A 23,038-nucleotide genomic window follows, 5' to 3' on the forward strand; every position below is an offset into this window, starting at 1 on the left:
CAAGTCTTGCCGGCTTATACCCTTTTACCCACTTTTGTGAGCGGCTTCACCAGCGGGAATACCCGGCCGGTGCGGCAGCGGACCTGCCGCACCGGCCGGGCGCCCGCAGCTCAGCGAGCGGCGAGAGCCTGCGCGTCCGGGCCCACCGGGGCCGGCAAGGCACCGACACCACCCAGATAGCCGTGGATGGCGGCGGCCGCCGCCCGCCCCTCGGCGATCGCCCAGACGATCAGCGAAGCGCCCCGGTGCATGTCACCGGCCACGAACACCCCGTCGGCGGCGGTCTGCCAGTCGTCGCGGGCGTCGACGGCGCCCCGCGGGTTGCGGGCCACGCCGAACTGGGTCAGCAGCGGCTGCTGCTCGGTGCCCTCGAAGCCGATCGCCAACAGCACCAGATCGGCCGGCAACTCCCGCTCGGAGCCCGGCACCACCGTGACGATCCGCCGGCCGTCGCGCTTCTCCACCGTCACCTCGGCGATCCGCACCGCCCGCACCTGACCGGTGCCGTCGTCCACGAACTCCTGCACCGCCACGGCGAAGACCCGCTCGCCGCCCTCCTCGTGCGCCGGGTAGCTGCGCAGCACCCACGGCCAGGTCGGCCACGGGTCCCGTGCCTCGTCGCGCTCCTGCGGCGGCTGCGGGTACAGGTCGAGCTGGTGCACGCCCGCGGCGCCCTGGCGGTGCGCCACCCCGAGGCAGTCGGCCGCCGTGTCCCCACCACCGATGATCACCACGTGCTTGCCGGCCGCGTCGATCGGGGTGCCGTCCGGCAACACCGCCCGACCCGGCCGACCCTCGCCGGTCACGGCGACGCCCGGCTGGTCGGTGGTCGCGGTGGCGACCGCGCGATTCGCCGCGACCAGGTGCGCCATCGCCTGGTGTACGCCCCGAAGCGCCCGCCCGCGGGTCTCCGGGGTATCCCGGCCCTGCAACGCCCCACACGCCAGCAGCACCGCGTCGTGCTCGGCACGCAACTGCTCGGCGGTGACGTCCACCCCGACGTTCACGCCCGTACGGAAGCGCACCCCCTCGGCGGTGAGCTGCGCCAACCGGGCGTCGATGTGCCGCTTCTCCAACTTGAAGTCGGGGATGCCGTACCGGAGCAGACCACCGATCGCGTCGTCGCGCTCGTACACCGTCACCGCGTGACCGGCGCGGGCCAACTGCTGGGCGGCGGCGAGGCCGGCGGGCCCGGAGCCGACGACGGCGACCGACCGGCCCGACGGCGCCGGCACGGCGCGGGGGGTGAACCCACGCGCGGCGGCGGCGTCGGCGATCTCCACCTCGACCTGCTTGATGGTCACCGGTTGACCGCCGGAGATGCCGAGCACGCAGGCCGCCTCGCAGGGCGCCGGGCAGAGCCGGCCGGTGAACTCCGGGAAGTTGTTGGTGGCGTGCAGCGACTCCACAGCGGCGTCCCAGTTGCCGGTGCGCACCAGGTCGTTCCAGTCCGGGATGCGGTTGCCCAGCGGGCAGCCGTCGTGACAGAACGGGATGCCGCAGTCCATGCACCGGGTGGCCTGCTCGCGGATGAGGTCCTCGCCGGCCGGCGGGTAGACCTCCCGCCAGTCGCTGATCCGCACCGGCACCGGGCGGCGGGCCGGCAGTCGCCGGTCGTAGCGCAGGAAACCGTTCGGGTCAGGCACGTGCCACCTCCTGGGCAGCCACCCGCGGGGCGGGCGGCACCGGCATCGCCGGCACAGCGGGTGCGGTCAGTTCTGTCATGACCGCGTCGTCGACGTCGCGGCCGGCGGCTTCGGCGGCCCGCATGATCTCCAGCACCCGGCGGTAGTCGCGGGGCACCACGGCGGTGAACTCGGCGACCGCCTCCGGCCACCGCTTGAGCAGTTCCTCGGCGACCGCCGACCCGGTCTCGGCCACGTGCCGTTGGACCAGCTCGTGCAGCAGCGACTGCTCCTGCTCGCCCAGCGGCATCAGGTCGACGAGCTCCGCGTTGACGCGGGCCCGGTCCAGGTGGTGCACGAACGCCGTGCCACCGGACATGCCGGCCGCGAAGTTCCGGCCGGTCGCGCCGAGCACCACCACCGTGCCACCGGTCATGTACTCGCAGCCGTGGTCGCCGACACCCTCGACGACGGCGACCGCGCCGGAGTTGCGCACCGCGAACCGCTCCCCCACCCGGCCGCGCAGGAAGACCTCGCCCGCGGTGGCCCCGTACAGGATGGTGTTGCCGGCGATGATCTGGTCCTCCGCGCGCTGGCCGGGCGCGGCGTCCGCGTCGAGGAACGGCGCGGCGGCGTCCGGACGGACGATGAGGCGACCGCCGGAGAGGCCCTTGCCCACGTAGTCGTTGGCGTCGCCGTGCAGCCGCAGGGTCACCCCGCGCGGCAGGAACGCGCCGAACGACTGCCCGGCCGTGCCGTGCAGCACGAACTCGATGGTGTCCTCGGGCAGGCCGGCACCCCCGAAACGGCGGGTCACCTCCCCGCCGAGCATCGCGCCGACGCTGCGGTGCTCGTTGCGTACCGCCACCTCGACCCGCACCGGCGCGCCCTCGGACAGCGCCGGGCGGGCCAGCGCGATCAGCTCGTTGTCGAGGGCGTGCTCCAGGCCGTGGTCCTGCGCCCGGACCCCGCGCCGGGCCGCGCCGGCCGGCAGTTCGGGCAGGTGCAGGACGGGTGCCAGGTCCAGTCCGTGCGCCTTCCAGTGCGTCACCGCCGGGGCGACGTCGAGCAGCTCGGACTGCCCGATCGCCTCCTCGATGGACCGGAAGCCCAGCTCGGCCAGGTACCCCCGGACCTCCTCGGCGAGGAAGAGGAAGAAGTTCTCCACGAACTCCGGCTTACCGGTGAACCGCTCCCGCAGCACCGGGTTCTGCGTGGCGATGCCGACCGGGCAGGTGTCCAGGTGACACACCCGCATCATCACGCAGCCCTCGACGATCAGCGGCGCGGTCGCGAAGCCGAACTCCTCCGCGCCGAGCAGCGCCGCGATCAGCACGTCCCGGCCGGTCTTGAGCTGACCGTCGACCTGCACGGTGACCCGGTCACGCAGCTTGTTGAGCAGCAGCGTCTGCTGGGCCTCGGCCAGCCCCAGCTCCCACGGGGTGCCGGCGTGCTTGAGCGAGTTCAGCGGAGACGCGCCCGTGCCGCCGTCGTGCCCGGAGATGAGGATGACGTCGGCCTTCAACTTGGCCACGCCGGCAGCGACCGTGCCGACACCCACCTCGCTGACCAGCTTGACGTGCACCCGGGCGGCCGGGTTGACGCACTTCAGGTCGTGGACGAGCTGCGCCAGGTCCTCGATCGAGTAGATGTCGTGGTGCGGCGGCGGGGAGATCAGGCCAACGCCAGGCGTGGCGTGCCGGGTCCGCGCGATCCACGGCCAGACCTTGTTGCCGGGCAGTTGGCCACCCTCGCCGGGCTTGGCGCCCTGCGCCATCTTGATCTGGAGGTCGTCGGCGTTGACCAGGTATTCGCTGGTCACGCCGAACCGGCCGCTGGCGATCTGCTTGACCGCCGAACGGCGGGCCGGGTCGTGCAGCCGCTCGACGTCCTCGCCGCCCTCACCGGTGTTGGACTTGCCGCCGAGCCGGTTCATGGCGATGGCCAGCGTCTCGTGCGCCTCGGCGGAGATCGACCCGTACGACATGGCGCCGGTGGCGAACCGCTTGACGATCTCGGAGGCCGGCTCGACCTCCTCGATAGGCACCGCCGGGCGGACCCCGGTACGCAGGGTGAACAGCCCGCGCAGCGAACCGGCCTGCGCGGCGAGCGCGTCGACTTTCGCCGTGTACTGGCGGAACACGTCGTACTGCCGGCTGCGGGTGGCGTGCTGGAGCAGGAAGACCGTCTCCGGGTTGAACAGGTGCAGCTCACCCTCGCGGCGCCACTGGTACTCGCCGCCGACCTCCAGCCGGTCGGAGACCGCCGCGCCGGCCGGCGGCCAGGCCAGCGCGTGCCGGGCGGCCACCTCGGTGTGCACGCCCGCGAGACCCACCCCGCCGATGCGGCTGGGGGTGCCCCGGAAGTAACGCTCGACCAGCCGGGTGTCCAGGCCGACCGCCTCGAAGACCTGCGCCCCGCAGTACGAGGAGACCGTCGAGATGCCCATCTTGGACATGATCTTCAGGACGCCCTTGCCGAGCGCCTTGGCGTAGTTGCGCACCGCGGCGACGGGCTCGATGCCGGCCAGCGCGCCGGTGGAGATCAGATCCTCCACCGACTCGAACGCCAGGTACGGGTTGACCGCCGCCGCGCCGTAGCCGATCAGCACCGCCGCGTGGTGCACCTCCCGGCAGTCGCCGGACTCGACGATCAGCGCCGCCTGCGTACGTGTCTGCTCCCGCACCAGGTGCTGGTGCACGGCGGCGGTGAGCAGCAGCGACGGGATCGGTGCCAGGTCGGCGTTGGAGTCCCGGTCGGAGAGCACCAGGATGCGCACGCCGTCCTCGATCGCCTCGGAGACGTGCCGGCAGATCTCGGTCAGCCGTGCCTTGATCCCGGCGGCCCCCTCCCTGATCCGGTAGAGCCCGGAGACCCGCACCGCCTTGAAGCCGGGCAGGTCGCCGTCCTCGTCGATGGAGAGGATCTTCGCCAGCTCGTCGTTGTCGATGATCGGATGCGGGAGCACGATCTGCCGACAGCTCGCCGCGCCCGGGTCGAGCAGGTTGCCCTCCGGCCCGATGGTCGACGCCAGGCTGGTCACCAGCTCCTCGCGGATGGCGTCCAGCGGCGGGTTGGTGACCTGGGCGAAGAGCTGGTGGAAGTAGTCGTAGAGCAGCCGCGGCCGGGTCGACAGCGGCGCGATCGGGGTGTCCGTACCCATCGAGCCGAGCGGCTCGGCGCCGGTGCGGGCCATCGGCGCGAGCAGGATCTTCAGCTCCTCCTCGGTGTAGCCGAAGGTCTGCTGCCGGCGGCGCACCGAGTCGTGCGTGTAGACGGTGTGCTCGCGGGCCGGCAGGTCGTTCAGCTCGATCAGCCCGGCGTGCAGCCACTCGCCGTACGGCTCGGCGGCGGCCAACTCGGATTTGATCTCCTCGTCGTGCACGATCCGCCCGGCCACGGTGTCGACCAGGAACATCCGGCCCGGCTGGAGCCGCCCCTTCGCGACCACGTGGGCCGGGTCGAGGTCGAGGACGCCCGCCTCTGAGCCGAGCACCACGAGCCCGTCGTCGGTCTGCCACCAGCGCCCCGGGCGCAGCCCGTTGCGGTCCAGCACCGCGCCGACGATCTCGCCGTCGGTGAACGCCACCGAGGCCGGACCGTCCCACGGCTCCATCAGGCTGGCGTGGAAGCGGTAGAAGGCACGCTTGGCCGGGTCCATCCCGGGGTCGTTCTCCCAGGCCTCCGGAATCATCATGAGCACCGCGTGCGGCAGGCTCCGCCCGGCCAGGTGCAGCAGCTCCAGGACCTCGTCGAAGTTCGCCGAGTCGGAGGCGGCGGGCGTGCAGACCGGGAAGATCCGCCGGATGTTGCCCGGCACGTTCGGCGAGCGCAGCAGCGCCTCACGGGCCTGCATCCAGTTGCGGTTGCCCCGGATCGTGTTGATCTCGCCGTTGTGGGCGATGAACCGGTACGGGTGCGCCAGCGGCCAGGACGGGAAGGTGTTGGTGGAGAAGCGGGAGTGCACCAGCGCGATGGCGCTCTCCACCCGCTCGTCGCGCAGGTCGGGATAGAACGCCGGCAACTGGTCCGGCGTGAGCATGCCCTTGTAGACCATGGTGCGGCTGGACAGCGACGGGAAGTACGCCGGAACGCCCCGCTCGGCGGTCTCCCGTTCGGCCTGCTTGCGCAGACAGAACGCCACCCGGTCCAGCTCGATGCCGCGCAGCGGGGAGCCGGCCGGCCCGCCGGGCGCGTCGGTCAGCCGGTGCGCGGCCAGGAAGATCTGCCGGACCCGGGGCATCGCCGCCAGGGCGGTCTCGCCCAGGTCACCCGCGTCGGTCGGCACGTCCCGCCAGCCGAGCAGATCGGCGCCCTCGACCAGCGCGTACTTCTCGACCACCCGCCGGGCACGCGCCTCGGCGGCATCGTCGTCGGGAAGGAACACCAGCCCGGTGGCGTACTCGCCCGCCGGGGGAAGCGCGACGTCGGCCACCGCGCGCAGGAACGCGTCGGGCACCTGGATCATGATGCCGGCGCCGTCGCCGGTGTTCGGTTCCGCGCCGCGGGCGCCCCGGTGGTCCAGCCGACAGAGCGCGCCGAGCCCGTTGGCGACGACCGAGTGGGAACGCCGGCCGTGCAGGTCCGCCACGAAGGCCACGCCGCAGGCATCGTGCTCCTGCGCTGGGTCGTAGAGGCCCTGGGCGGCCGGACGGGGGTGGGGCGTCGGGGACGCCTGCGGGCTGTGCGGGTGCGGCTGTGCTGTGTCCGCGTACGGCTGAGCCACCGGGCCTCCTGTCGTCACTCAGGTTGGATCATGATGGGGACGACGTCGGCCCGTGGGTCTATTGAGTCTACGTTAGGGCCGGGGTCGCACGGCCACCCGAGATTGATCACACCGTCCACTGGCTGGGACGTGTAGTCTCGCGCGGTGGATCCGCTACACAAGCACGTCTTCGACCGGTTGGAACGCTTCTACGACGCGGTGCCCCGCGACGCCGCCGGTGCGGAGGAGCATGGTGGGCTGGTGCTGTTCGTCCGCGATGGCGCCGGGTGGCCGTTCTACGCCCGCCCGCGCATCGACGCCACCGAGCCGCCGTCGCTCGCCGACGTGACGTCGGTCCGCGAGCGCCAGCGGAAGCTGGGTCTGCCGGAAGCCTTCGAGTGGGTGCACGAGACGACGCCCGAGCTGCTGGCGGTGGCCCGCTCGGCGGGGCTGAACGTGCTGGAGGCGCCGCTGATGGTGCTCGACCCCAGCGCGCTGCCCGACCCGGCGACGCTGTCCGACGCGGCGGTGCGGGTGCTGGCGGCGGACTCCCCCGGCTTCGCCGCCGATGTCGCCGCCCGGCGTGCGGTGGCAGCGGTGTCGTTCGCCGCCGCCGGCACCGCGCGCGGTGAGGCCGGCCCGGCCGAGCGCGACGCCGCCGTCACCGAACTCGAACTGGCCGCGCTCGACGAGGAGCGCGCCCGGATCGCCGACGGCCGGCGGATCTCCGCGCTGGCCGGCACGCCGACCGAGGGCGCGCTGGCCAGCGGCATGGCGATGCGGGTGGACGACGTCGCGGAGATCGCCGGGGTGGCCACCCTGCCGTCCGCCCGGCGACGCGGGCTGGGTGCCGCGCTCACCGCCACCCTGGCCCGGGAACTGCTGGCCGCCGGCACCGACCTGGTCTTCCTCTCCGCCGGCAGCGAGGAGATCGCGCGGGTCTACCTGCGGGTCGGCTTCCGCCGCATCGGCACCGCCTGCATCGCCGAACCCGCCGCCCTCATCTCCTGACCCGCCGCGCCCGCCTGCCCTGCCCGGCGACCGAGGTCAGGTCGGTGGCCGCCACTGCGCGGCGGAGGCGGCGGCGCTGGAGAGCAACCGCGAGTTGATCGTGCCGAGGGCGGCGTCCCGGGCGCGCAGCGCCAGCCGGCCCCGGGTCTGCAGCACCGCCGACATCCGCCGGGTCTGCCGGACCACCGTCGCGGCCCGGGGACGGCGCACCCGGTCGTACGCCACGACGGCGTCGGGCAGCCGCGCCTCCCGCAGCAGCGAGGAGAGGGTGGCGGCGTCCTCGAACGCGAGGCAGGCGCCCTGCCCGAGGTGCGGCGGCATGGCGTGCGCCGCGTCGCCGAGCAGCACCACCCCACCTGGACCGACCGGAAAGCCGTACGCCCGGGGCAGCGGGCGCAGCTCGCGAACTTCCTGCTGGACCAGGTCGGCCGGGTTGGTGGCCTCGAGGAGCGCGCCGACCGGCGCCGGCCAGTCCGCGTACCAGCGGCGCAGCAGGGCGAGCTGGGTCTCCGGTGGTTCCGGGCGTGGCGCGCCGGCGGCGGTGGCCACCCAGTAGATGCCGCCACGGCTGGACCCGCCCGAGGAACCGCGCTCACCCAGCGACGCGGCCACGAACCGGTAACCCGCGCCGAGAATCTCACCGGCCAACGGCTGGTCGTCGGGGAGTCGAGGGGCCTGGTACCAGGGGATGACGGCCCGCCAGGCGGCGCACCCGGAGCTGACCACCCGGGACTCGGGTGCGAGTTGGCGGCGGATGCCGCTGTCCGTGCCGTCGGCGGCGACCACCAGATCGGCCTCGATGGTGTGCCGCCCGTCGCTGACGCCCGGTCGCTCGCCCGGCTCGACACGGACGTGGCGCACCGTCACCCCGGTCCGCAGCTCGACCCGGTCACCGAGGCCGGCGATCAACGCGTCGTGCAGGTCCTCCCGGTGCACCACCACCGGCATCCGGTCGGCCGGGATCGGCCGGGGCTGCACCAGCCAGTGCCCGTCCGGGCGACGGACGCCACCGTCGGGCAACGGGGTGGCGATGGCGGCCAGCCCGGCGCCGAGACCGAGGGCCTGCAGCGCGCGGACACCGTTGGGCCAGAGCACCACGGCGGTCGGCTCGGGGCGAACCCGTTCGGCGCGTTCCAACACTGTGACCTGCCAGCCGGAACGGGCCAGCGCGCCGGCCACCGCGAGGCCACCGACCCCTGCGCCGACCACCACCGCGCTTCGCATCGGTGCCGCCTCCGCTCAGCTGTCCCGGTCGGCGGGACGCGCGCCAGTGGCGTCGGCCCGCTCGGTGCGCTCTGCGGACGGCTCGTCCGTCGGCTCGTCGTCGCGCGACGCGACGTCGGCGGGAACCGTGTCGCCGGACGGCTCGCCGTCGTCCGGCCGGGAGTCGTCGGCGCTCGTCGGCGGTACGACGCCGGTGTCCCGCCAGGCGGCGTACTGCTCCTCGCTCACCACCCGGTAACCCTCCGGCGCGGCGGCCCGCGCGGGGGTCTCCCGCTCGGAGAGGTCGACCTGGGAGAGGTCGGAGGTGGGGGGCGGGGTCGTCGTCGCCGCGCCCAGCGGGATCAGGTAGTCCCGAGGGCCGCGCACCCGGACGAAGTAGATCAGGGCACCGAGGAAGACCAGGGCGGCGGTCCAGACGTTGAGGCGTACGCCGAGGATCTGGTTGGCCTCGTCGGTGCGCATCAGCTCGATCCAGAACCGGCCGGCGGTGTAACCCATCACGTAGAGCGCGAACGCCCGGCCCCGGCCCAGCTTGAGCCGGCGGTCGAGGACGAGCACCAGGGCCACCACGCCGAGGTTCCACAGCGCCTCGTAGAGGAAGGTGGGCTGGTAGAGGCCCGGTTCGAGGATGGGCTGCCCGGCGTCGTCACGCAGCGCGTGGCCCGGGTTGTCCGGGTCCATCCGATGGATCTCCAGACCCCACGGCAGTGTGGTCCGGGCACCGAAGAGTTCGTTGTTGAACCAGTTGCCGACCCGGCCGACCGCCTGGGCCAGCGGCAGCCCGGGGGCCAGCGCGTCGGCCACCACGCTGAACGGAATGCCGAGTTGCCGGGCGGCGATCCACGCGCCGACCGCCCCACCGGCGACAGCACCCCAGATGCCGAGACCGCCCTCCCAGATGGCGAACGCCTTCATCGGGTCCCCACCGGCGCCGAAGTACTTCTCGGGTGAGGTGATCACGTGGTAGATCCGGGCGCCGATGATGCCCGCGGGCACCGCCCAGACGGCGATGTCGAGCACCGCGCCGGGCGCGACGCCGCGTTGCCGCAGCCGACGCTCCGTCACCCAGCAGGCCAGCACGATGCCGGCGATGATGCAGAGCGCGTAGGCCCGGATCGGCACCGGCCCGAGCTGCCAGACCGCGGTGCTGGGACTGGGCAGGGCCGCCTGGGGAGAGAGCGAGGCGAGGGTCACGGGTGCACACGCTACCGCTGCACACCCCCGCAGCGGCACCCCGGGCGGCGGGAGCGCGCATCCCGATGACTTCTGGTTTGCACCGTCGTAGGCTCTTTGTCCATGAGCGCGCTCACCTGGGCGGTCGCCGCGGTCGTCACCGACGACACCGGTCGGGTGCTGCTCTGCCAGCAGGGCCGGGGCACCCGCCGCTACGCGTTGCCCGGCGGGCGGCTGCGTCCGGCCGAGGGCCCGGTGCGGGCCGCCCTCCGGGACATCCGCGCGGAGACCGGCTGGGACATCGAACTGGTCGACCTGGTCGGCGTCTACCACCTTGCCGGCCCGGCCGGGGTGGCCGCCGCCGGACGCGCCGGGCCGCTGCCGGACGTCCTCGCGCACGTGTTCCGGGCCCGCGCGGCCGGGGTCCGACCCGCCTGCGACCCACCGCCGGGCTGCCGGTTGTCCTGGCACTCCCCCGACGCGCTGCCCGCGGTGGTCACCCCACTCACCCGGGCCGCCGTCACCGACGCGACCGCCGGCCGCTCCGGGGTGCTCCGCGACGTCCCCTGGGCACCCGACACCGCCGACCCCGCGTCACTCCCGGCGGCTCGGCCCGCCGAGGAGGGCCGGCCGCCAGCCGACCAGGGCACGCAGCCGCCGCGGACCAGCCAGGACAGGCAGTCGCCCGGGACCAGCCAGGACGGGCAGCGGCCCGGCACCGGCCAGGACGGGCATCCGGGGGCGGGGCAGCCGCCGGAGCAACGCGGCGAGGCCGCGAACCCGTCCCTGCACCCCTGACAAGCAGCAACCGTTCCGAGCTTCGTCGCGTGCCCGCAGACACCTTCGCCGCCGCCTCATGCGAATGAGCGACAGGCAAAATGCCCCCACGCGGCGCGGACGGCCGCCGCGAGCGGCGAGGGGTCGTCGAGGGCGGGCTCAGCGGGTGGGGTTACGGACGCCCTCGGCCAGCTCGGCGCTGAGGGTACGCAGGGCGGCCAGCCCCTCCGCCTCGGTGGGCGCGTCGAGCAGGCACCGGATCAACGCGCTGCCCACGATCACCCCGTCGGCGTAACCGGCGACGGTGCCGGCCTGCGCGCCGGTGCCCACACCAAGGCCGACACCGACCGGCAGGTCGGTCACCGCGCGGGCCCGCGACACCAGCGTCGGGGCGGCGTCGGAGGTACGCGCCCGCGCACCGGTCACCCCCATCACGGCGGTCGCGTAGACGAAGCCGCGGCAGTGCCGCACCGTCATCGCCAGCCGGGCGTCAGTGGACGACGGCGAGATCAGGAACGTGCGGTCCAAACCGTGCGCGTCCGAGGCGGCCAGCCACTCGTCGGCCTCGTCGGGGATGAGGTCCGGGGTGATCAGGCCGGTGCCGCCGGCCGAGGCGAGGTCACGGGCGAAGACGTCCACGCCGTACCGCTCGACCGGGTTCCAGTAGGTCATGGTGACCACCGGGGCACCGGTCGCCGCCACCGCCTCGATGATGCGCATCGTGTCCGCGGTGCGTACGCCCCCGGCCAGCGCGATGTCACTGGCCCGCTGGATCACCGGACCGTCCATCACCGGGTCGGAGTAGGGGATCTCCACCTCGATGACGTCAACGCCGGCCTCGACCATGGCGGTCATCGCGGCGATGCTGCCCTCGACGGTCGGGAACCCGGCCGGCATGCAGCCGACCAGCAGTGCCCGTCCGTCGGCGCGGGCCTTGTCGAAGGCCACCCCGATCCGGCTCATCTCACCGCTCCTTGTCGAGGATGCCGAAGTAGTCGCCGGCGGTGTGCACGTCCTTGTCGCCCCGCCCGGACAGGTTGACCACGATGGTGGGCTCCCGGCCCAGCTCGGCGGCGAGCTTCGGGGCCAGCGCGACGGTGCCGGCGAGCGCGTGGGCGCTCTCGATCGCCGGGATGATGCCCTCGGTGCGGCAGAGGAGCTCGAAGGCGGCCATCGCCTCGTCGTCGGTGACCGGCAGGTAGCTCGCCCGGCCGGTGTCGTGCAGCCACGCGTGCTCCGGCCCGACACCGGGGTAGTCCAGGCCGGCGGAGATCGAATGCGACTCCAGGGTCTGCCCGTCGGCGTCCTGCAGCACGAAGGTGCGGGTGCCGTGCAGCACCCCGGCGGACCCGCCGGTGATGCTCGCCGCGTGCCGGCCGGTGGCCACCCCGTCGCCGCCGGCTTCGAAGCCGTACAGCCGCACCGCCTGATCACCCACGAACGCGTGGAAGATGCCGAGCGCGTTGGAGCCGCCGCCGACGCAGGCGGTGACGGCGTCCGGCAGCCCACCGGTGAGGTCCAGGCACTGCTGGCGGGCCTCGTCACCGATACCCCGGACGAAGTCGCGCACCATCGCCGGGAACGGGTGCGGGCCCGCGGCGGTGCCGATCAGGTAGTGCGTCTCGTCGACGTTGGCCACCCAGTCGCGCATCGCCTCGTTCATCGCGTCCTTGAGGGTGCGCGAACCATTGGTGACCGGAACGACCGTCGCGCCGAGCATCCGCATCCGGGCCACGTTGAGCGCCTGCCGCTCGGTGTCGACCTCGCCCATGTAGACCACGCACTCGAGGTCGAACAGGGCGGCGGCGGTCGCGGTGGCGACACCGTGCTGACCGGCACCGGTCTCCGCGATCACCCGGGTCTTGCCCATCCGCTTGGTGAGCAGCGCCTGGCCGAGCACGTTGCGCACCTTGTGCGCGCCCGTGTGGTTGAGGTCCTCGCGCTTGAGCAGCACCCGCGCGCCGACCTTCGCCGAGAACCGCCGGGCCTCGTAGAGCAGCGACGGTGTGCCGGCGTAGTCGCGCAGCAGCGCGCCGAACTCGGCCCGGAAGGACTCGTCCGCCATCGCCGTACGCCACGCCCCGTCGAGCTCGTCCAACGCGGCCACCAGGGCCTCGGGAACGAACCGGCCGCCGAAGCGGCCGAAGTGACCGGCGGAGTCGGGCTGCGGGCCGGCCACCGGGGCCAGCGCGTCGGCGCTCATCGGGAATCCTCTCGGTGGTACGTCAGGTCGGCGCGGGGTCAGCGCACCGGCCGGGGCGTTGCCGGGTGGTTGCCGGCGTTGACCAACTCGGCGACCGCCTCGCGGGGGCTCTTCTGAGTGACCAGGCCCTCGCCCACGAGGACCGCGTCGGCGCCCGCGGAGGCGTACCGGATCAGGTCGTGCGGGCCACGAACGCCGGATTCGGCGATCTTGACGACGCTGCTGGGCAGACCGGGCGCGATCCGCTCGAACACCGACCGGTCAACCTCCAGGGTACGCAGGTCACGGGCGTTGACCCCGATCACCTGCGCGCCGGCCTCCAGCGCGCGGTCGGCCTCCTCCTCGTCGTGCACCTCGACCAGAGCGGTCATGCCCAGCGACTCGATCCGCTCCAGCAGACCCATCAGGACGTTCTGCTCGAGTGCGGCGACGATCAGCAGGACCAGGTCGGCGCCGTGCGCGCGGGCCTCGTGGATCTGATAGCTGGAGACCACGAAGTCCTTGCGCAGCACCGGCACGGTGACCGCGGCACGGACCGCCGCCAGGTCGTCCAACGAACCGCCGAACCAGCGCCCCTCGGTCAGCACGCTGATCGCCCGCGCCCCACCGGCCGCGTAGTCGACGGCGAGATCGGCCGGATCGGCGATCTCGGCCAGCCGGCCCTTGGACGGCGACGAACGCTTCACCTCGGCGATCACGGCCACGCCGGGCTTACGCAGCGCCGCGTACGCGTCCATGGGCGGCGGCGCCGCCGCAGCCAGTTCACGGATCCGCTCCAGCGGAACCTGCTCCTGGCGTCGGGCGACGTCTTCACGCACGCCGGCCAGAATCTCGTCGAGCACGCTTACGGACGCTGCCTGGCCGGCCTCGTCCCCCTCCGCGTGCGCATGCTCAGCAGTCACGAACGGACTCCCCTCTCCGGGCGTCATGGGCCGATGCTAGGGGCAGCCGACCGACGCCGGACGCCGGGGGTATGGCGCTGCTCACGAAAAGGGCTGCGGCATAATGGCCGACCTGCCGTGAATGGGTTGTCACGCAGCGCCACCTCCGGTATCGACCACCGTCACGCGGTAGGGAGCCTGACGGCCGCAGTCGGACCGGGCCGATCCATCGATCATGCCACCAGTTGCCGCCCGCCGCCCGACGGCAACGATATCGATCGATGCTGTGAGCAAGCTCAAGGCCGAACGGCCGGTCCCAGGTCACGACCGAGGCGGGACAGTTGACCGGGCGGTCACCCCGGCGAAACGTCGACGGGCCAGCATCGTCCTCGGGCAGACTCGATGGCGCGCCTGCCCCACGCCACAACTCCTCGTGCGAGGTGACCATGAGCATTTCCGAACCGCACCCGACCATCGGACTGACCACCATCTCGCGGACGGTCGCGTCACTCGCCGTCGGGGTCGTGCACACCGTGGAACGGGCCGTGGTGGGCGAGGCACGGATGCGGACGGCACGGGGCAACGCCTGGGAGGCGGTCTGCGCCGACCGGGCCCGCGCCGACCAGCGCGCGGAACTCAACCGCCTGGTCGCCGAACTGACCGCCGCCCGCGCCGCGAGTCGCCGCGCCGAGTGGGAGCGCCAGCCGGTCGGCTGACAGCCGCCGACCGCCGCGCCCACCGCGTCAGTCGGCCGTCGGATCCTCGCCCCGGTCCAGCGCGTCCCACGCCTCGGTGGTCCGCCGCCCCGCCAACGGGGTCGACGACCCGGCCGGGTCACCCTGCGCCGACGCCGCCTGCGCAGTGGTCCGCGCCGGACGTTCGTACCGGGCGCCCATCGCCGGCCACTCACCGCCCCGCAACGCCGTCCACCAGCCGCCCACCGCGGCCAGCAGACCGCCCAGCAGGCAGAGCGCCGGCCACTGCCGGCTCACCGCGCCGCCCACGTCGGCCACCAGCCCGTACCCGCCGCCGGCCACCACGGCCAGGCCGAGCACGCCGAGCAGCACACCCAGTGCCCGCCGCAGGCGGCCCCGGGTGGCCAGCACCGCACCACCCCCGGCCAGGGTCACCAGCGCCAACGCCGGCAGCCAGGGCAGCAGACTCGCACCGCTGCGCGTGTCGCGCACCGGCGGCAGCGGCGCCGGACGTACCGACAACTCGACCGACCAACTCCGCGTGGCCGCCCACAGCGCCAGGCCCGCGCCGGCCAGGCAGAGCAGCACGGCGTACGTCAACGCCCGCCGGCCCACGACGGCCCGCTCCCCACTCACTGAGTCTGCCTTTCGTTCGCGACTGCGGGGCTCCGCTGCGCTGCACTCCTCGCGCTCACCGAGCGGGCCGGAGGGTCTCGGCGGCCGCGATCGCGGCCAGCACGGCCGCTGCCTTGTTCCGCGTCTCCTGATCCTCGGCGGCCGGGTCCGAGTCGGCGACCACACCCGCCCCGGCCTGCACGTAGGCGCGGCCGTCGCGGATCAGCGCGGTCCGGATGGCGATCGCCATGTCCAGGTCGCCGCCGAAGCCGAAATAGCCGACGGTGCCGCCGTAGAGACCACGACGAACCGGCTCCAACTCCTCGATGATCTCCATGGCGCGCACCTTGGGTGCCCCGGAGAGCGTGCCGGCCGGGAAGGTCGCCGCCAACGCGTCGAAGGCGCTCTGGTCGTCACGCAACGTGCCGGTGACGGTGGAGACGATGTGCATGACGTGGCTGTACCGCTCGATGGTCGCGAACTCGGGCACCTCCACGCTGCCGGGCTGGCAGACCCGCCCCAGATCGTTGCGGCCGAGGTCGACCAGCATCACGTGCTCGGCCCGTTCCTTCGGGTCCGCGAGCAGCTCGGCGGCGAGCGCCGCGTCGGCGGCGGGGGTGCCACCTCGTGGCCGGGTGCCGGCGATCGGGTGCAGCAACGCCCGGCGCCGCCCGTCCGCGCCGCCGGTGACCTTCAGGTGCGCCTCCGGAGACGAGCCGACGATGTCGAACCCGTCGAAGCGCAACAGGTACATGTACGGGCTGGGGTTGCTGGTGCGCAGCACCCGGTAGACGTCCAGCGGGTCGGCGTGGGTCGTCCGCTCGAAACGCTGGGAGAGCACGATCTGGAAGCACTCACCGGCCCGGATCGCCTCCTTGGCCGCCTCCACCGCCTTCGGGTAGCCGCCCTCCGGCGTACGGCAGAGCACCTCTCCGGCCGGCGGACGCTCGACGGTGGAGATCATCGGCGGGATGGGCCGGGACAACGCCGTGGTCATGGCGTCCAACCGGCCCACCGCGTGGTGGTAGGCGGCGGCGACCTGCGGGGCGCGGTCCGGGGCGTCCAACGGCGGCAGCACCGCGTTGGCGACCAGGATCGCCGAGCCGTCGTAGTGGTCGAGCACCACCAGGTCGGTGGCGAGCATCATGCCCACCATCGGAACGCCCAGGTCGTCCTCGGTCAGCTCGGGCAACCGCTCGAACCGCCGGATCAGGTCGTAGCCGAGGTAGCCGACCATGCCCCCGGTCAACGGCGGCAGACCGTCGGACGGGTCCCCGACCGGCCCGGCCAGCGCCGCGACCGTCTCCCGCAACATCCGCACCGGGTCACCCTCGGTGGGCAGCCCGCTCGGCGGCTGGCCGAGCCAGGTCGCCACGCCGTCGCGTTCGATCAGGGTGGCGCTGCTGCGTACCCCGATGAACGAGTACCGCGACCAGGCCATCCCGGCCGAACCGACGCCCTGCTCAGCCGATTCCAACAGGAACGTGCCCGGCCCACCGGCCAGCTTGCGGTAGACGCCGACCGGGGTCTCCGCGTCGGCCAGCAGCCGCCGGGTCACCGGCACCACCCGCCACTCGGCGGCCAACGCGGTGAAAGTGGCCAGGTCAGGGCTGAGCGAGCCGTCGGTCATGAGTGCGCCTCCGTCCCGGTGACGGGCAGCTCGGTGAAGAAGCAGGTCCGGTGGCCGGTGTGGCAGGCCGCGCCGACCTGGTCCACGCTCACCAGCAGCGCGTCCCCGTCGCAGTCCAGGGCGACCGACCGCACGTACTGGTGGTGCCCTGAGGTGGCGCCCTTGACCCAGTATTCGCGTCGGCTGCGCGACCAGTAGGTGGCCCGGCCGGTGGTCAGGGTGCGGTGCAACGCCTCGTCGTCCATCCAGGCGACCATCAGCACCTCACCGGAGTCGTGCGCGCGCACCACGGCGGCGACCAGACCGTCGGCGGTGCGGCGCAGCTGGGCCGCGATGGCCGGGTCGAGCCGGGAGGGGCGCGCCGGCGCGGGCGCGGCCAGCTCGTTCGGGTCGCTGGGTACGCCGGTCACCGGCGGGTCAGGTACGGGCACAGTGAGCAATTCTCCCGCACGCGGCGCGGGCACCGCCGACCGCTCCCGCCAGGGCTGAGGCGAGGGCCCCGAGGGCCGGGTCTGCGGCGGGGACGAGGGCTGCGGCGCGGGCCCCGCCGGCCGCGCCAACTGGGCGACGTAGCGGTCCAACCGGCCGTCGACCAGGGCGGCGGCCAGGTCCGCGCCAGCCGTGTCGGCGATCTCCTCGGCGTACGGCCGGATCAACGGCAGGGTGCCGGCGACCAACCGGACGGCGGCGGCCCAGAGCTGCCCGGTAGCGCCCGGGCGCAGCCCGAGGCAGAGCAGCATGTCCGACCGGTAGCCCGGTGGGGTCACCGGCAGTTCCAGGGCCGCCGCGAAGGCCGCCCGGCGGGAGTGGACCCGCACGGACGGGTTGGCCGGGCGGAGCACCGAGGGACAGAGCCGCGCCAGGTCGGCGACGGCGAGCCGGACCCCGAGGCGGTCGTTGGCCGCGCGGGCGGCGGCGGCCTTACCCAGCGTGGCGATCATCTCTTCCAGCCGGGGCGGCTCGGCGGGCTGACACAGCACTGGCAGGTCGATCCGGGGCCGCCAGTGCGGGTCGGCCCAGAGCAGCCGCGCCGGCGCGGTGACCGGTAGCCCGAACGCCCAGTCGGCCGGTTCGCCGAGGCGGTGCACCCAGGACCGGACGTCACGGGCGGCCACCGAGACGTGGGTGAGCTGGCCTGCGGACTCGGCCAGGTAGGCCCGGCGGGCCGCGTATGGGGCGCCGCCGACCAGCACGTCCAGGTCGACGTCGCTGTGCGCGGTGGCGGCGCGGCGGGCGTGGCTGCCGCGCAACAGGATGCCGACGACCGGCCGCTCGGCGGCCTGCCGCAACCGCGCGGCCCAATCCTCGAGAAAACCGCTATCCGGTAACGGAGCGTGACCCACGGCGCCATCGTGCCGCACGTCCGATCGGTGCGCAATGCCCGTTGGCGGACTTCGTGTCCGGTCCGGAGCTTACTGCCCGTTCTCGCACTGGGCGCAACGGTCGGCGCCCAGTTGTCGATTCCGGGCCGTTGCGTGGGGCGCGGTATTTCATCTAGCGTTGAGTTCAACAGGTGATGAGTTTGTGGAGGTGTGCGATGGACGATGCGATAGCCGTCCGGGACCTGGTCGTCGACCGGGGTGGGCGGCGGGTGCTGGACGGCATCAGCTGCCGGGTGCCGCGCGGCGCGGTCACCGGGCTGCTCGGCCCCAGTGGCAGCGGCAAGACCACCTTCATGCGCGCGGTGGTCGGGGTGCAGGTGGTCGCCAGCGGGACGGTCACCGTGCTCGGCCAACCGGCGGGCACTCCCGCGCTGCGACACCGGGTGGGCTACCTGACCCAGGCGCCGAGCGTCTACGCCGACCTGACCGTCCGGGAGAACGCCCGCTACTTCGCGACCCTGTACGGGCGTGGGCGCGCCGAGGCCGATCGGGCGATCAGCGATGTCGGGCTGGCCGAGGCGGCCGGTCAGCTGGTCGGCACCCTCTCCGGCGGTCAACGCAGCCGAGCCTCGTTGGCGTGCGCCCTGGTCGGGGAGCCGGAGCTGGTCATCCTCGACGAGCCGACCGTCGGTCAGGATCCGGTGCTGCGCGCCGACCTGTGGGCCCGGTTCCACGCGATGGCCGCCGCCGGCACCACCCTGCTGGTGTCCAGCCACGTGATGGACGAGGCGGCCCGGTGCGACCGCCTGCTGCTGATCCGTCAGGGGCGGTTGATCGCCGACGACAGCCCGGCCGCGATCCGCGCCGCCGCCGGTGTGGACGACCTCGACGAGGCGTTCCTGCGGCTCATCCGGGCCGGCGAGGCCGCCTCCACCAGCACCGACGCGACCGCCGCACGGGAGACAGCATGAGCCCGCGAATCCTCGCCGCCACCACCGGCCGCATCCTTCGTCAGCTCCGGCACGACCGGCGGACCATCGCGCTGCTCGTGGTGGTGCCGGCCGTCCTGCTCACCCTGGTCTACTTCATGTACGCCGACCAGCCGACCCCGCCCGGTCAGCCGAGTACCTTCGACCGGATCGCGCTGGTGATGCTCGGCATCTTCCCCTTCGTGATCATGTTTCTGGTGACCAGCATCGCCATGCTGCGCGAACGCACCTCGGGCACGCTGGAGCGGCTGCTCACCACCCCGCTGGGCAAGCTCGACCTGCTCTTCGGGTATGGCATCGCGTTCGGGCTGGCCGCCGCCGTGCAGGCCGCCGTCGCCGCCGCCGTGGCGTACTGGATCTTCGGTCTGGAGACCGCCGGCAGCATCGGGCTGGTGATCGGGATCGCCGTGCTCGACGCGGTGCTCGGCGTCGCCCTCGGGCTGCTGTGCAGTGCCTTCGCGCGCACCGAGTTCCAGGCAGTACAGTTCCTGCCGGTCGTGGTGATCCCCCAACTGCTGCTCTGCGGGCTGTTCGTGGCCCGCGACCAGATGGCCGGCTGGCTCCAGGCGCTCAGTGACGCCTTCCCCCTGTCGTACGCCATCGAGGCTTTGCAGGAGGTCGGTGCCCACGCCGACCCGACCGGCCGGATGTGGCGGGATGTCGCGGTGGTGCTCGGCGCGGTGGTGCTGGCGCTGGTGCTCGCGGCGGCGACCCTGCGCCGACGCAGCGGCTGACCGCCGACGCCGGGGGCGGCGGCCGGCACGGCTGCTGACCCCGGCGTTGACCGGGCCGGCCCACCACGGCCCCAGGCGGACGAACGAAGGGCGGCGATGACGCGGCGAACCGGCCGGCGACCCGGCAAACCGGGCACCCGGGAGGCGATCCTCGACGCGGCGCGGGCGGCGTTCGCCGAACGGGGCTTCGACGCCGCCTCGATCCGGGCCATCGCCGGCACGGCTGAGGTCGATCCCGCGCTGGTGCACCACTACTTCGGCAGCAAGGACCAGCTCTTCCTGGCCGCGATGAACTTTCCGGTCGACCCCGGTCAGCTGGTGCCGAAAGTGCTCGCCGGTGACCGGGACGCCGTCGGCGAGCGGATGGTGCGTACGTTCCTCGGCGTCTGGGACTCCCCGGCCGGCAGCGCCGCGCAGGCACTGCTGCGTTCCGCGGTGAGCAACGAGTGGACGGCTCGACTGCTGCGGGAATTCGTCACCACCCAGGTGCTGCGCCGGGTACTCGAAAACCTCGACGTCGATCCGGCCGAGCTGCCGCTGCGGGGCTCCCTGGTGGCCAGCCAGATGATCGGCCTGGCCATGATGCGGCACGTGGTACGCCTTGAGCCGGTCGCCTCGGCCGACCCGGAAACCCTGGCGGTCATGGTCGGCCCCACGATCCAGCGTTACCTCACCGGCCCGCTGCCCACCTAGCCCCCTCGACCCCAACCCCCTCCCGCGATCTTGCTCTTTCTGCGCCGACATAAGGGATGCAACCCGCATATCGGCAACCGAAAGTGCAAGATCGGCGCGGCGGAGGGCCGGGGCCTGGGGGGGGTTAGTGGGGTGGGTGGGTGGCGGCAGTGAGTCGCAGTGGGGGGAGCAGACGGGGGAGGTCGGCTGGGTCGGCCAGCGGGTTCGGGAAGGTCAGCCGGACCCGACGTCGGGCACCGGGTCGACCGAGGGCGACCAGCAGCCCGTAGCGGTCGATGCGCACCACCCGGGGAGGTCCGTCCGGGGTCTGCCCGGTCAACCCGAGCTGCTGGCACAGGTACTCGGTCACCTGGGCGCCGTGGCACTCGGCGAGGTCGGCGAGCAGACGGGCCTCGACCGGGTGCACCGGGTCCGGCTCGGCCTCGGCGTACGCCACCGGGTCGATCCGGTGCACGACGCCGGCCCGCTCCCAACGGACCTCGACCACCTCGAAGCGGAACAACCGGAACCGGGTGCCCAGGTCGAGCAGGTCCCCGGTCGGCTCGACCGCGGCGAAGTCGACAGCGCCCTGGCGGGCCTCGTCGCCGCGCAGCTCGGCCGCCCAGCCGGACACCCAGGCCCGCCCCAGGCCGGGCGCACCGGCGGCGGGCGGCAGGTCGAGCACGTCGAGCACCACCGCGACGTCACCGCTGCCGGGCGCCGGTTGCAGGGCGGCGGCCAGGTGACTGGCCACCGGCACCAGCAACAGCACCCGCCCGTCCGAGTCGGTGACGTGCCGGGCGTGGTGCGGGCCCGGCCGGTGGGCCAGGTGCACCAGACCGGGCAGGCGGCCGGCGACGAGGGTACGGACGATCTCGGCGGAGTTGGGCCGCATGGGCGCGACCTCCTTAGAAGGTTAGGCTTACCTAACCCGGAGCCTAGAGCACCCGACCGTCGGCGTCCACCACACCGCAGCACCTCACCGGGTCTGCTCCAACCAGGAGGCGTAGAGCAGCCCGTACACCGAGTCGGCGTCGCGGACCAGCTCGTCGTGCGGGCCGCGCTGCACCACCCGACCCCGGTCCACCACGATCACCTCGTCGGCGGCCTGCGCCGTGGAGAGCCGGTGCGCGATCGCGAGGGTGGTCCGGCCCCGGGTGACCGCGTCCAGCGTGCGCTGCAACCGCACCTCCGTCGCCGGGTCCACCGCGCTGGTCGCCTCGTCGAGCACGAGCAGATCCGGGTCAGCCACGTACGCGCGGGCCAACGCGACAAGCTGACGCTCGCCGACGCTGAGCGCCTCGCCGCGCTCCCCGACGGGAGTGTCCAGGCCCGCCGGCAGACCCTCCAGCCAGTCCGACAGACCCAGCTCGGTGAAAGCGGTGCTCAGCTGCTCGTCGGTCAACTCCGGCCGAGCGAAACGGACGTTGTCCCCCACTGTCGCGTCGAACAGGAACCCGTCCTGCGGCACCATCACCACGCGCGAGCGCAGCGAATCGAACCGGACATCCGTCAACGGCACCCCGGACAGCAGCACCGCCCCGGCCGACGGGTCCATCAGCCGGGTCAGCAGCTTGGCGAACGTGGTCTTGCCGCTGCCGGTCTCACCGACCACCGCCACCCGACTCTTCGCCGCGATCTCCAGCTCGATGTCGTGCAACACCGGCGGCCCACCCGGATAGGCGAACCGCACCCCGGTGAACCGGATGTCCAGCGGCCCGCCCGGCAACTCCCGCCCCTGCTCCCCCGGGTCGGCCACGTCCGGGGCGACGTCCAGCACGTCCAACACCCGACGCCAGCCGGCAATCGCGTTCTGCGCCTCGTTGAGCACCTCGGTGGCGATCTGCACCGGCTGGATGAAGAGCGTCACCAGAAAGAGGAACGCGGTCAGCTGGCCGATCGACAGCGTGCCGTCCACCCCCAACACCACACCCAGCACCACCACGCCGGCCAGCGCCAGCCCCGCCGCCAACTCCCCGACCGAGCTGCCCACGATGCTGATCCGGATCGCCCGCTGCTGCGCCAGCCGCTGCTTGTCGATCGCCTCGTCCAGCCGCCGCTCCGTACGCCCGGCGATCCCGTACGCCCGGATCACCGGCGCGCCCACCACGCTCTCGCCGATCGCGCCGAGCAGCGTCCCGGTGCGCTGGCGCACCGTCGCGTACGCCGAGCCGAGGCGGCGTTGCAACTGCCGGATGACGAACACCGCCGGCAGGAACGCGGCCAACACGACAAGGGTCAACTGCCAGGAGTACGCCAGCATGACGGCGGTGGTGACCACCAGCTGACCCAGGTTGACCAGCAGGATCACCCCGCCCCACTGGAGGAACTGGGTGATCTGGTCGACGTCGCTGGTCACCCGCGAGACCAACGAACCCCGCCGCTCCGACTGCTGGTGCAACATCGACAGGTCGTGCACGTGCCGGAACGCCCGCGTCCGGACATTGGCCAACGCCGTCTCGCTGACCGTGAACAGCCGGCGCATCATCAGGTAGCCGCAGATCGTGGTGATCGTCAGGATCGCCGCGGTGATCGCCACCACCGTCCAGACCACGGTCAGGTTCAGACCGCCGACGAGGCCCCGGTCGATGCCCTGCTGCACCGCCACCGGCACGGCGACCCGACCGACCATGTAGACCAACGCCAGGCCCAACGTGCCGGCCAGACCGATCCGTAGCTCCGGCGAGAGCGCCAGGCCCCGACGCAGGGTCTGCCAGGTCGTCTCCTCCCGCTGCCCGCGCTCCTCGACACTCACCGGGTCACGCCTTTCGTTCGCGACTGC

18 protein-coding genes and 1 pseudogene are annotated in these 23,038 nt (G+C 73.3%); 6 read left to right on the forward strand and 13 right to left on the reverse strand.

Annotation, left to right across the window (positions count from 1 at the left end; genetic code table 11):
- Positions 1 to 110: 110 nt before the first annotated feature.
- Positions 111 to 1,646 carry a glutamate synthase subunit beta gene (locus tag AB0C03_RS11595; RefSeq protein ID WP_357636348.1) on the reverse strand — a complete coding sequence of 512 codons (1,536 nt, stop codon included), beginning with the start codon at positions 1,644 to 1,646 and terminating at the stop codon, positions 111 to 113.
- A complete protein-coding gene (gene gltB / locus AB0C03_RS11600) occupies positions 1,639 to 6,351 on the reverse strand; it encodes a glutamate synthase large subunit (RefSeq protein ID WP_357636351.1) in 4,713 nt (1,570 codons plus the stop codon). The genes AB0C03_RS11595 and gltB overlap by 8 nt, the downstream gene beginning before the upstream one ends.
- 144 nt (positions 6,352 to 6,495) lie before the next feature.
- Between gltB and AB0C03_RS11605 the strand changes: the two genes are divergently transcribed.
- Positions 6,496 to 7,341, forward strand: a complete 846-nt coding sequence (locus AB0C03_RS11605; protein WP_357636354.1) for a GNAT family N-acetyltransferase — start codon at positions 6,496 to 6,498, stop codon at positions 7,339 to 7,341.
- A 36-nt stretch (positions 7,342 to 7,377) separates the two neighbouring features.
- Here AB0C03_RS11605 and AB0C03_RS11610 read toward each other — a convergent pair whose 3' ends face one another.
- A complete protein-coding gene (locus AB0C03_RS11610; protein WP_030334418.1) occupies positions 7,378 to 8,565 on the reverse strand; it encodes an FAD-dependent oxidoreductase in 1,188 nt (395 codons plus the stop codon).
- A gap of 15 nt (positions 8,566 to 8,580) precedes the next feature.
- A complete protein-coding gene (gene lgt / locus AB0C03_RS11615) occupies positions 8,581 to 9,759 on the reverse strand; it encodes a prolipoprotein diacylglyceryl transferase (RefSeq protein ID WP_357636357.1) in 1,179 nt (392 codons plus the stop codon).
- A gap of 102 nt (positions 9,760 to 9,861) precedes the next feature.
- Here lgt and AB0C03_RS11620 point away from each other — a divergent pair, with 102 nt between their 5' ends.
- The gene (locus AB0C03_RS11620) at positions 9,862 to 10,536 is read left to right on the forward strand and encodes an NUDIX hydrolase (protein WP_357636360.1); all 675 of its coding nucleotides are present in this window, start codon (positions 9,862 to 9,864) and stop codon (positions 10,534 to 10,536) included.
- Positions 10,537 to 10,674: 138 nt separating this feature from the next.
- On the opposite strand, the gene trpA is transcribed toward AB0C03_RS11620, so the two are convergent.
- The 3 genes from trpA to trpC are packed head-to-tail and all read right to left on the reverse strand — an operon-like array spanning position 10,675 to position 13,560.
- Entirely contained in the window at positions 10,675 to 11,478 is an 804-nt protein-coding gene (trpA, locus tag AB0C03_RS11625; RefSeq protein WP_357636363.1) for a tryptophan synthase subunit alpha, read from the reverse strand.
- A gap of 1 nt (position 11,479) precedes the next feature.
- Entirely contained in the window at positions 11,480 to 12,718 is a 1,239-nt protein-coding gene (trpB, locus tag AB0C03_RS11630; RefSeq protein WP_030334426.1) for a tryptophan synthase subunit beta, read from the reverse strand.
- A gap of 38 nt (positions 12,719 to 12,756) precedes the next feature.
- Positions 12,757 to 13,560 (reverse strand): indole-3-glycerol phosphate synthase TrpC, encoded by an 804-nt coding sequence (gene trpC / locus AB0C03_RS11635; protein ID WP_030334428.1) that lies wholly within the window; start codon positions 13,558 to 13,560, stop codon positions 12,757 to 12,759.
- A 485-nt stretch (positions 13,561 to 14,045) separates the two neighbouring features.
- Here trpC and AB0C03_RS11640 point away from each other — a divergent pair, with 485 nt between their 5' ends.
- Positions 14,046 to 14,315: a hypothetical protein gene (locus AB0C03_RS11640; protein WP_030334430.1), complete on the forward strand. Its 270-nt coding sequence runs from the start codon at positions 14,046 to 14,048 to the stop codon at positions 14,313 to 14,315.
- 27 nt (positions 14,316 to 14,342) lie between these two features.
- Here the strand turns inward: AB0C03_RS11640 and AB0C03_RS11645 are convergent, their stop codons facing one another.
- The 4 genes and pseudogenes from AB0C03_RS11645 to AB0C03_RS11660 form a co-directional block, all read right to left on the reverse strand.
- Positions 14,343 to 14,930, reverse strand: a complete 588-nt coding sequence (locus tag AB0C03_RS11645) for a Trp biosynthesis-associated membrane protein (protein ID WP_030334432.1) — start codon at positions 14,928 to 14,930, stop codon at positions 14,343 to 14,345.
- A 55-nt stretch (positions 14,931 to 14,985) separates the two neighbouring features.
- On the reverse strand, positions 14,986 to 16,539 hold the full coding sequence (locus tag AB0C03_RS11650; protein ID WP_030334434.1) for an anthranilate synthase component I: 1,554 nt from the start codon (positions 16,537 to 16,539) through the stop codon (positions 14,986 to 14,988).
- Positions 16,536 to 16,970 carry a phosphoribosyl-AMP cyclohydrolase gene (gene hisI / locus AB0C03_RS11655; RefSeq protein WP_030334436.1) on the reverse strand — a complete coding sequence of 145 codons (435 nt, stop codon included), beginning with the start codon at positions 16,968 to 16,970 and terminating at the stop codon, positions 16,536 to 16,538. Before hisI ends, AB0C03_RS11650 begins: the two co-directional genes overlap by 4 nt.
- Before the next feature lie 231 nt (positions 16,971 to 17,201).
- Positions 17,202 to 17,480: pseudogene (locus AB0C03_RS11660) on the reverse strand (phosphoribosyl-AMP cyclohydrolase); the annotation flags it as partial.
- A 596-nt stretch (positions 17,481 to 18,076) separates the two neighbouring features.
- Between AB0C03_RS11660 and AB0C03_RS11665 the strand changes: the two are divergent.
- The 3 genes from AB0C03_RS11665 (at position 18,077) to AB0C03_RS11675 (ending at position 20,277) form a co-directional block, all read left to right on the forward strand.
- Positions 18,077 to 18,832 (forward strand): ABC transporter ATP-binding protein, encoded by a 756-nt coding sequence (locus tag AB0C03_RS11665; protein WP_030334438.1) that lies wholly within the window; start codon positions 18,077 to 18,079, stop codon positions 18,830 to 18,832.
- Complete coding sequence (locus tag AB0C03_RS11670) at positions 18,829 to 19,584, forward strand: ABC transporter permease (RefSeq protein WP_357636368.1); 756 nt, start codon at positions 18,829 to 18,831, stop codon at positions 19,582 to 19,584. The genes AB0C03_RS11665 and AB0C03_RS11670 overlap by 4 nt, the downstream gene beginning before the upstream one ends.
- A gap of 96 nt (positions 19,585 to 19,680) precedes the next feature.
- Entirely contained in the window at positions 19,681 to 20,277 is a 597-nt protein-coding gene (locus AB0C03_RS11675) for a TetR/AcrR family transcriptional regulator (protein ID WP_030334442.1), read from the forward strand.
- Positions 20,278 to 20,401: 124 nt separating this feature from the next.
- Here the strand turns inward: AB0C03_RS11675 and AB0C03_RS11680 are convergent, their stop codons facing one another.
- Both AB0C03_RS11680 and AB0C03_RS11685 read right to left on the reverse strand, forming a co-directional pair.
- The gene (locus tag AB0C03_RS11680) at positions 20,402 to 21,151 is read right to left on the reverse strand and encodes a DUF2470 domain-containing protein (protein ID WP_030334444.1); all 750 of its coding nucleotides are present in this window, start codon (positions 21,149 to 21,151) and stop codon (positions 20,402 to 20,404) included.
- An 84-nt stretch (positions 21,152 to 21,235) separates the two neighbouring features.
- A complete protein-coding gene (locus AB0C03_RS11685; RefSeq protein ID WP_030334446.1) occupies positions 21,236 to 23,011 on the reverse strand; it encodes an ABC transporter ATP-binding protein in 1,776 nt (591 codons plus the stop codon).
- Positions 23,012 to 23,038: the final 27 nt, after the last annotated feature.

The organism is Micromonospora parva, from assembly GCF_040649675.1.
Taxonomy (GTDB): Bacteria; Actinomycetota; Actinomycetes; order Mycobacteriales; family Micromonosporaceae; genus Micromonospora; species Micromonospora parva.

Bases quoted from the DNA above. Each gene is read 5' to 3' on its own strand.
- AB0C03_RS11610 (WP_030334418.1), bottom strand. From the start codon at position 8,565: ATGCGAAGCGCGGTGGTGGTCGGCGCAGGGGTCGGTGGCCTCGCGGTG.
- AB0C03_RS11620 (WP_357636360.1), top strand. From the start codon at position 9,862: ATGAGCGCGCTCACCTGGGCGGTCGCCGCGGTCGTCACCGACGACACC.
- trpA (WP_357636363.1), bottom strand. From the start codon at position 11,478: ATGAGCCGGATCGGGGTGGCCTTCGACAAGGCCCGCGCCGACGGACGG.
- trpB (WP_030334426.1), bottom strand. From the start codon at position 12,718: ATGAGCGCCGACGCGCTGGCCCCGGTGGCCGGCCCGCAGCCCGACTCC.
- AB0C03_RS11640 (WP_030334430.1), top strand. From the start codon at position 14,046: ATGAGCATTTCCGAACCGCACCCGACCATCGGACTGACCACCATCTCG.
- AB0C03_RS11650 (WP_030334434.1), bottom strand. From the start codon at position 16,539: ATGACCGACGGCTCGCTCAGCCCTGACCTGGCCACTTTCACCGCGTTG.
- AB0C03_RS11665 (WP_030334438.1), top strand. From the start codon at position 18,077: ATGGACGATGCGATAGCCGTCCGGGACCTGGTCGTCGACCGGGGTGGG.
- AB0C03_RS11670 (WP_357636368.1), top strand. From the start codon at position 18,829: ATGAGCCCGCGAATCCTCGCCGCCACCACCGGCCGCATCCTTCGTCAG.
- AB0C03_RS11675 (WP_030334442.1), top strand. From the start codon at position 19,681: ATGACGCGGCGAACCGGCCGGCGACCCGGCAAACCGGGCACCCGGGAG.
- AB0C03_RS11680 (WP_030334444.1), bottom strand. From the start codon at position 21,151: ATGCGGCCCAACTCCGCCGAGATCGTCCGTACCCTCGTCGCCGGCCGC.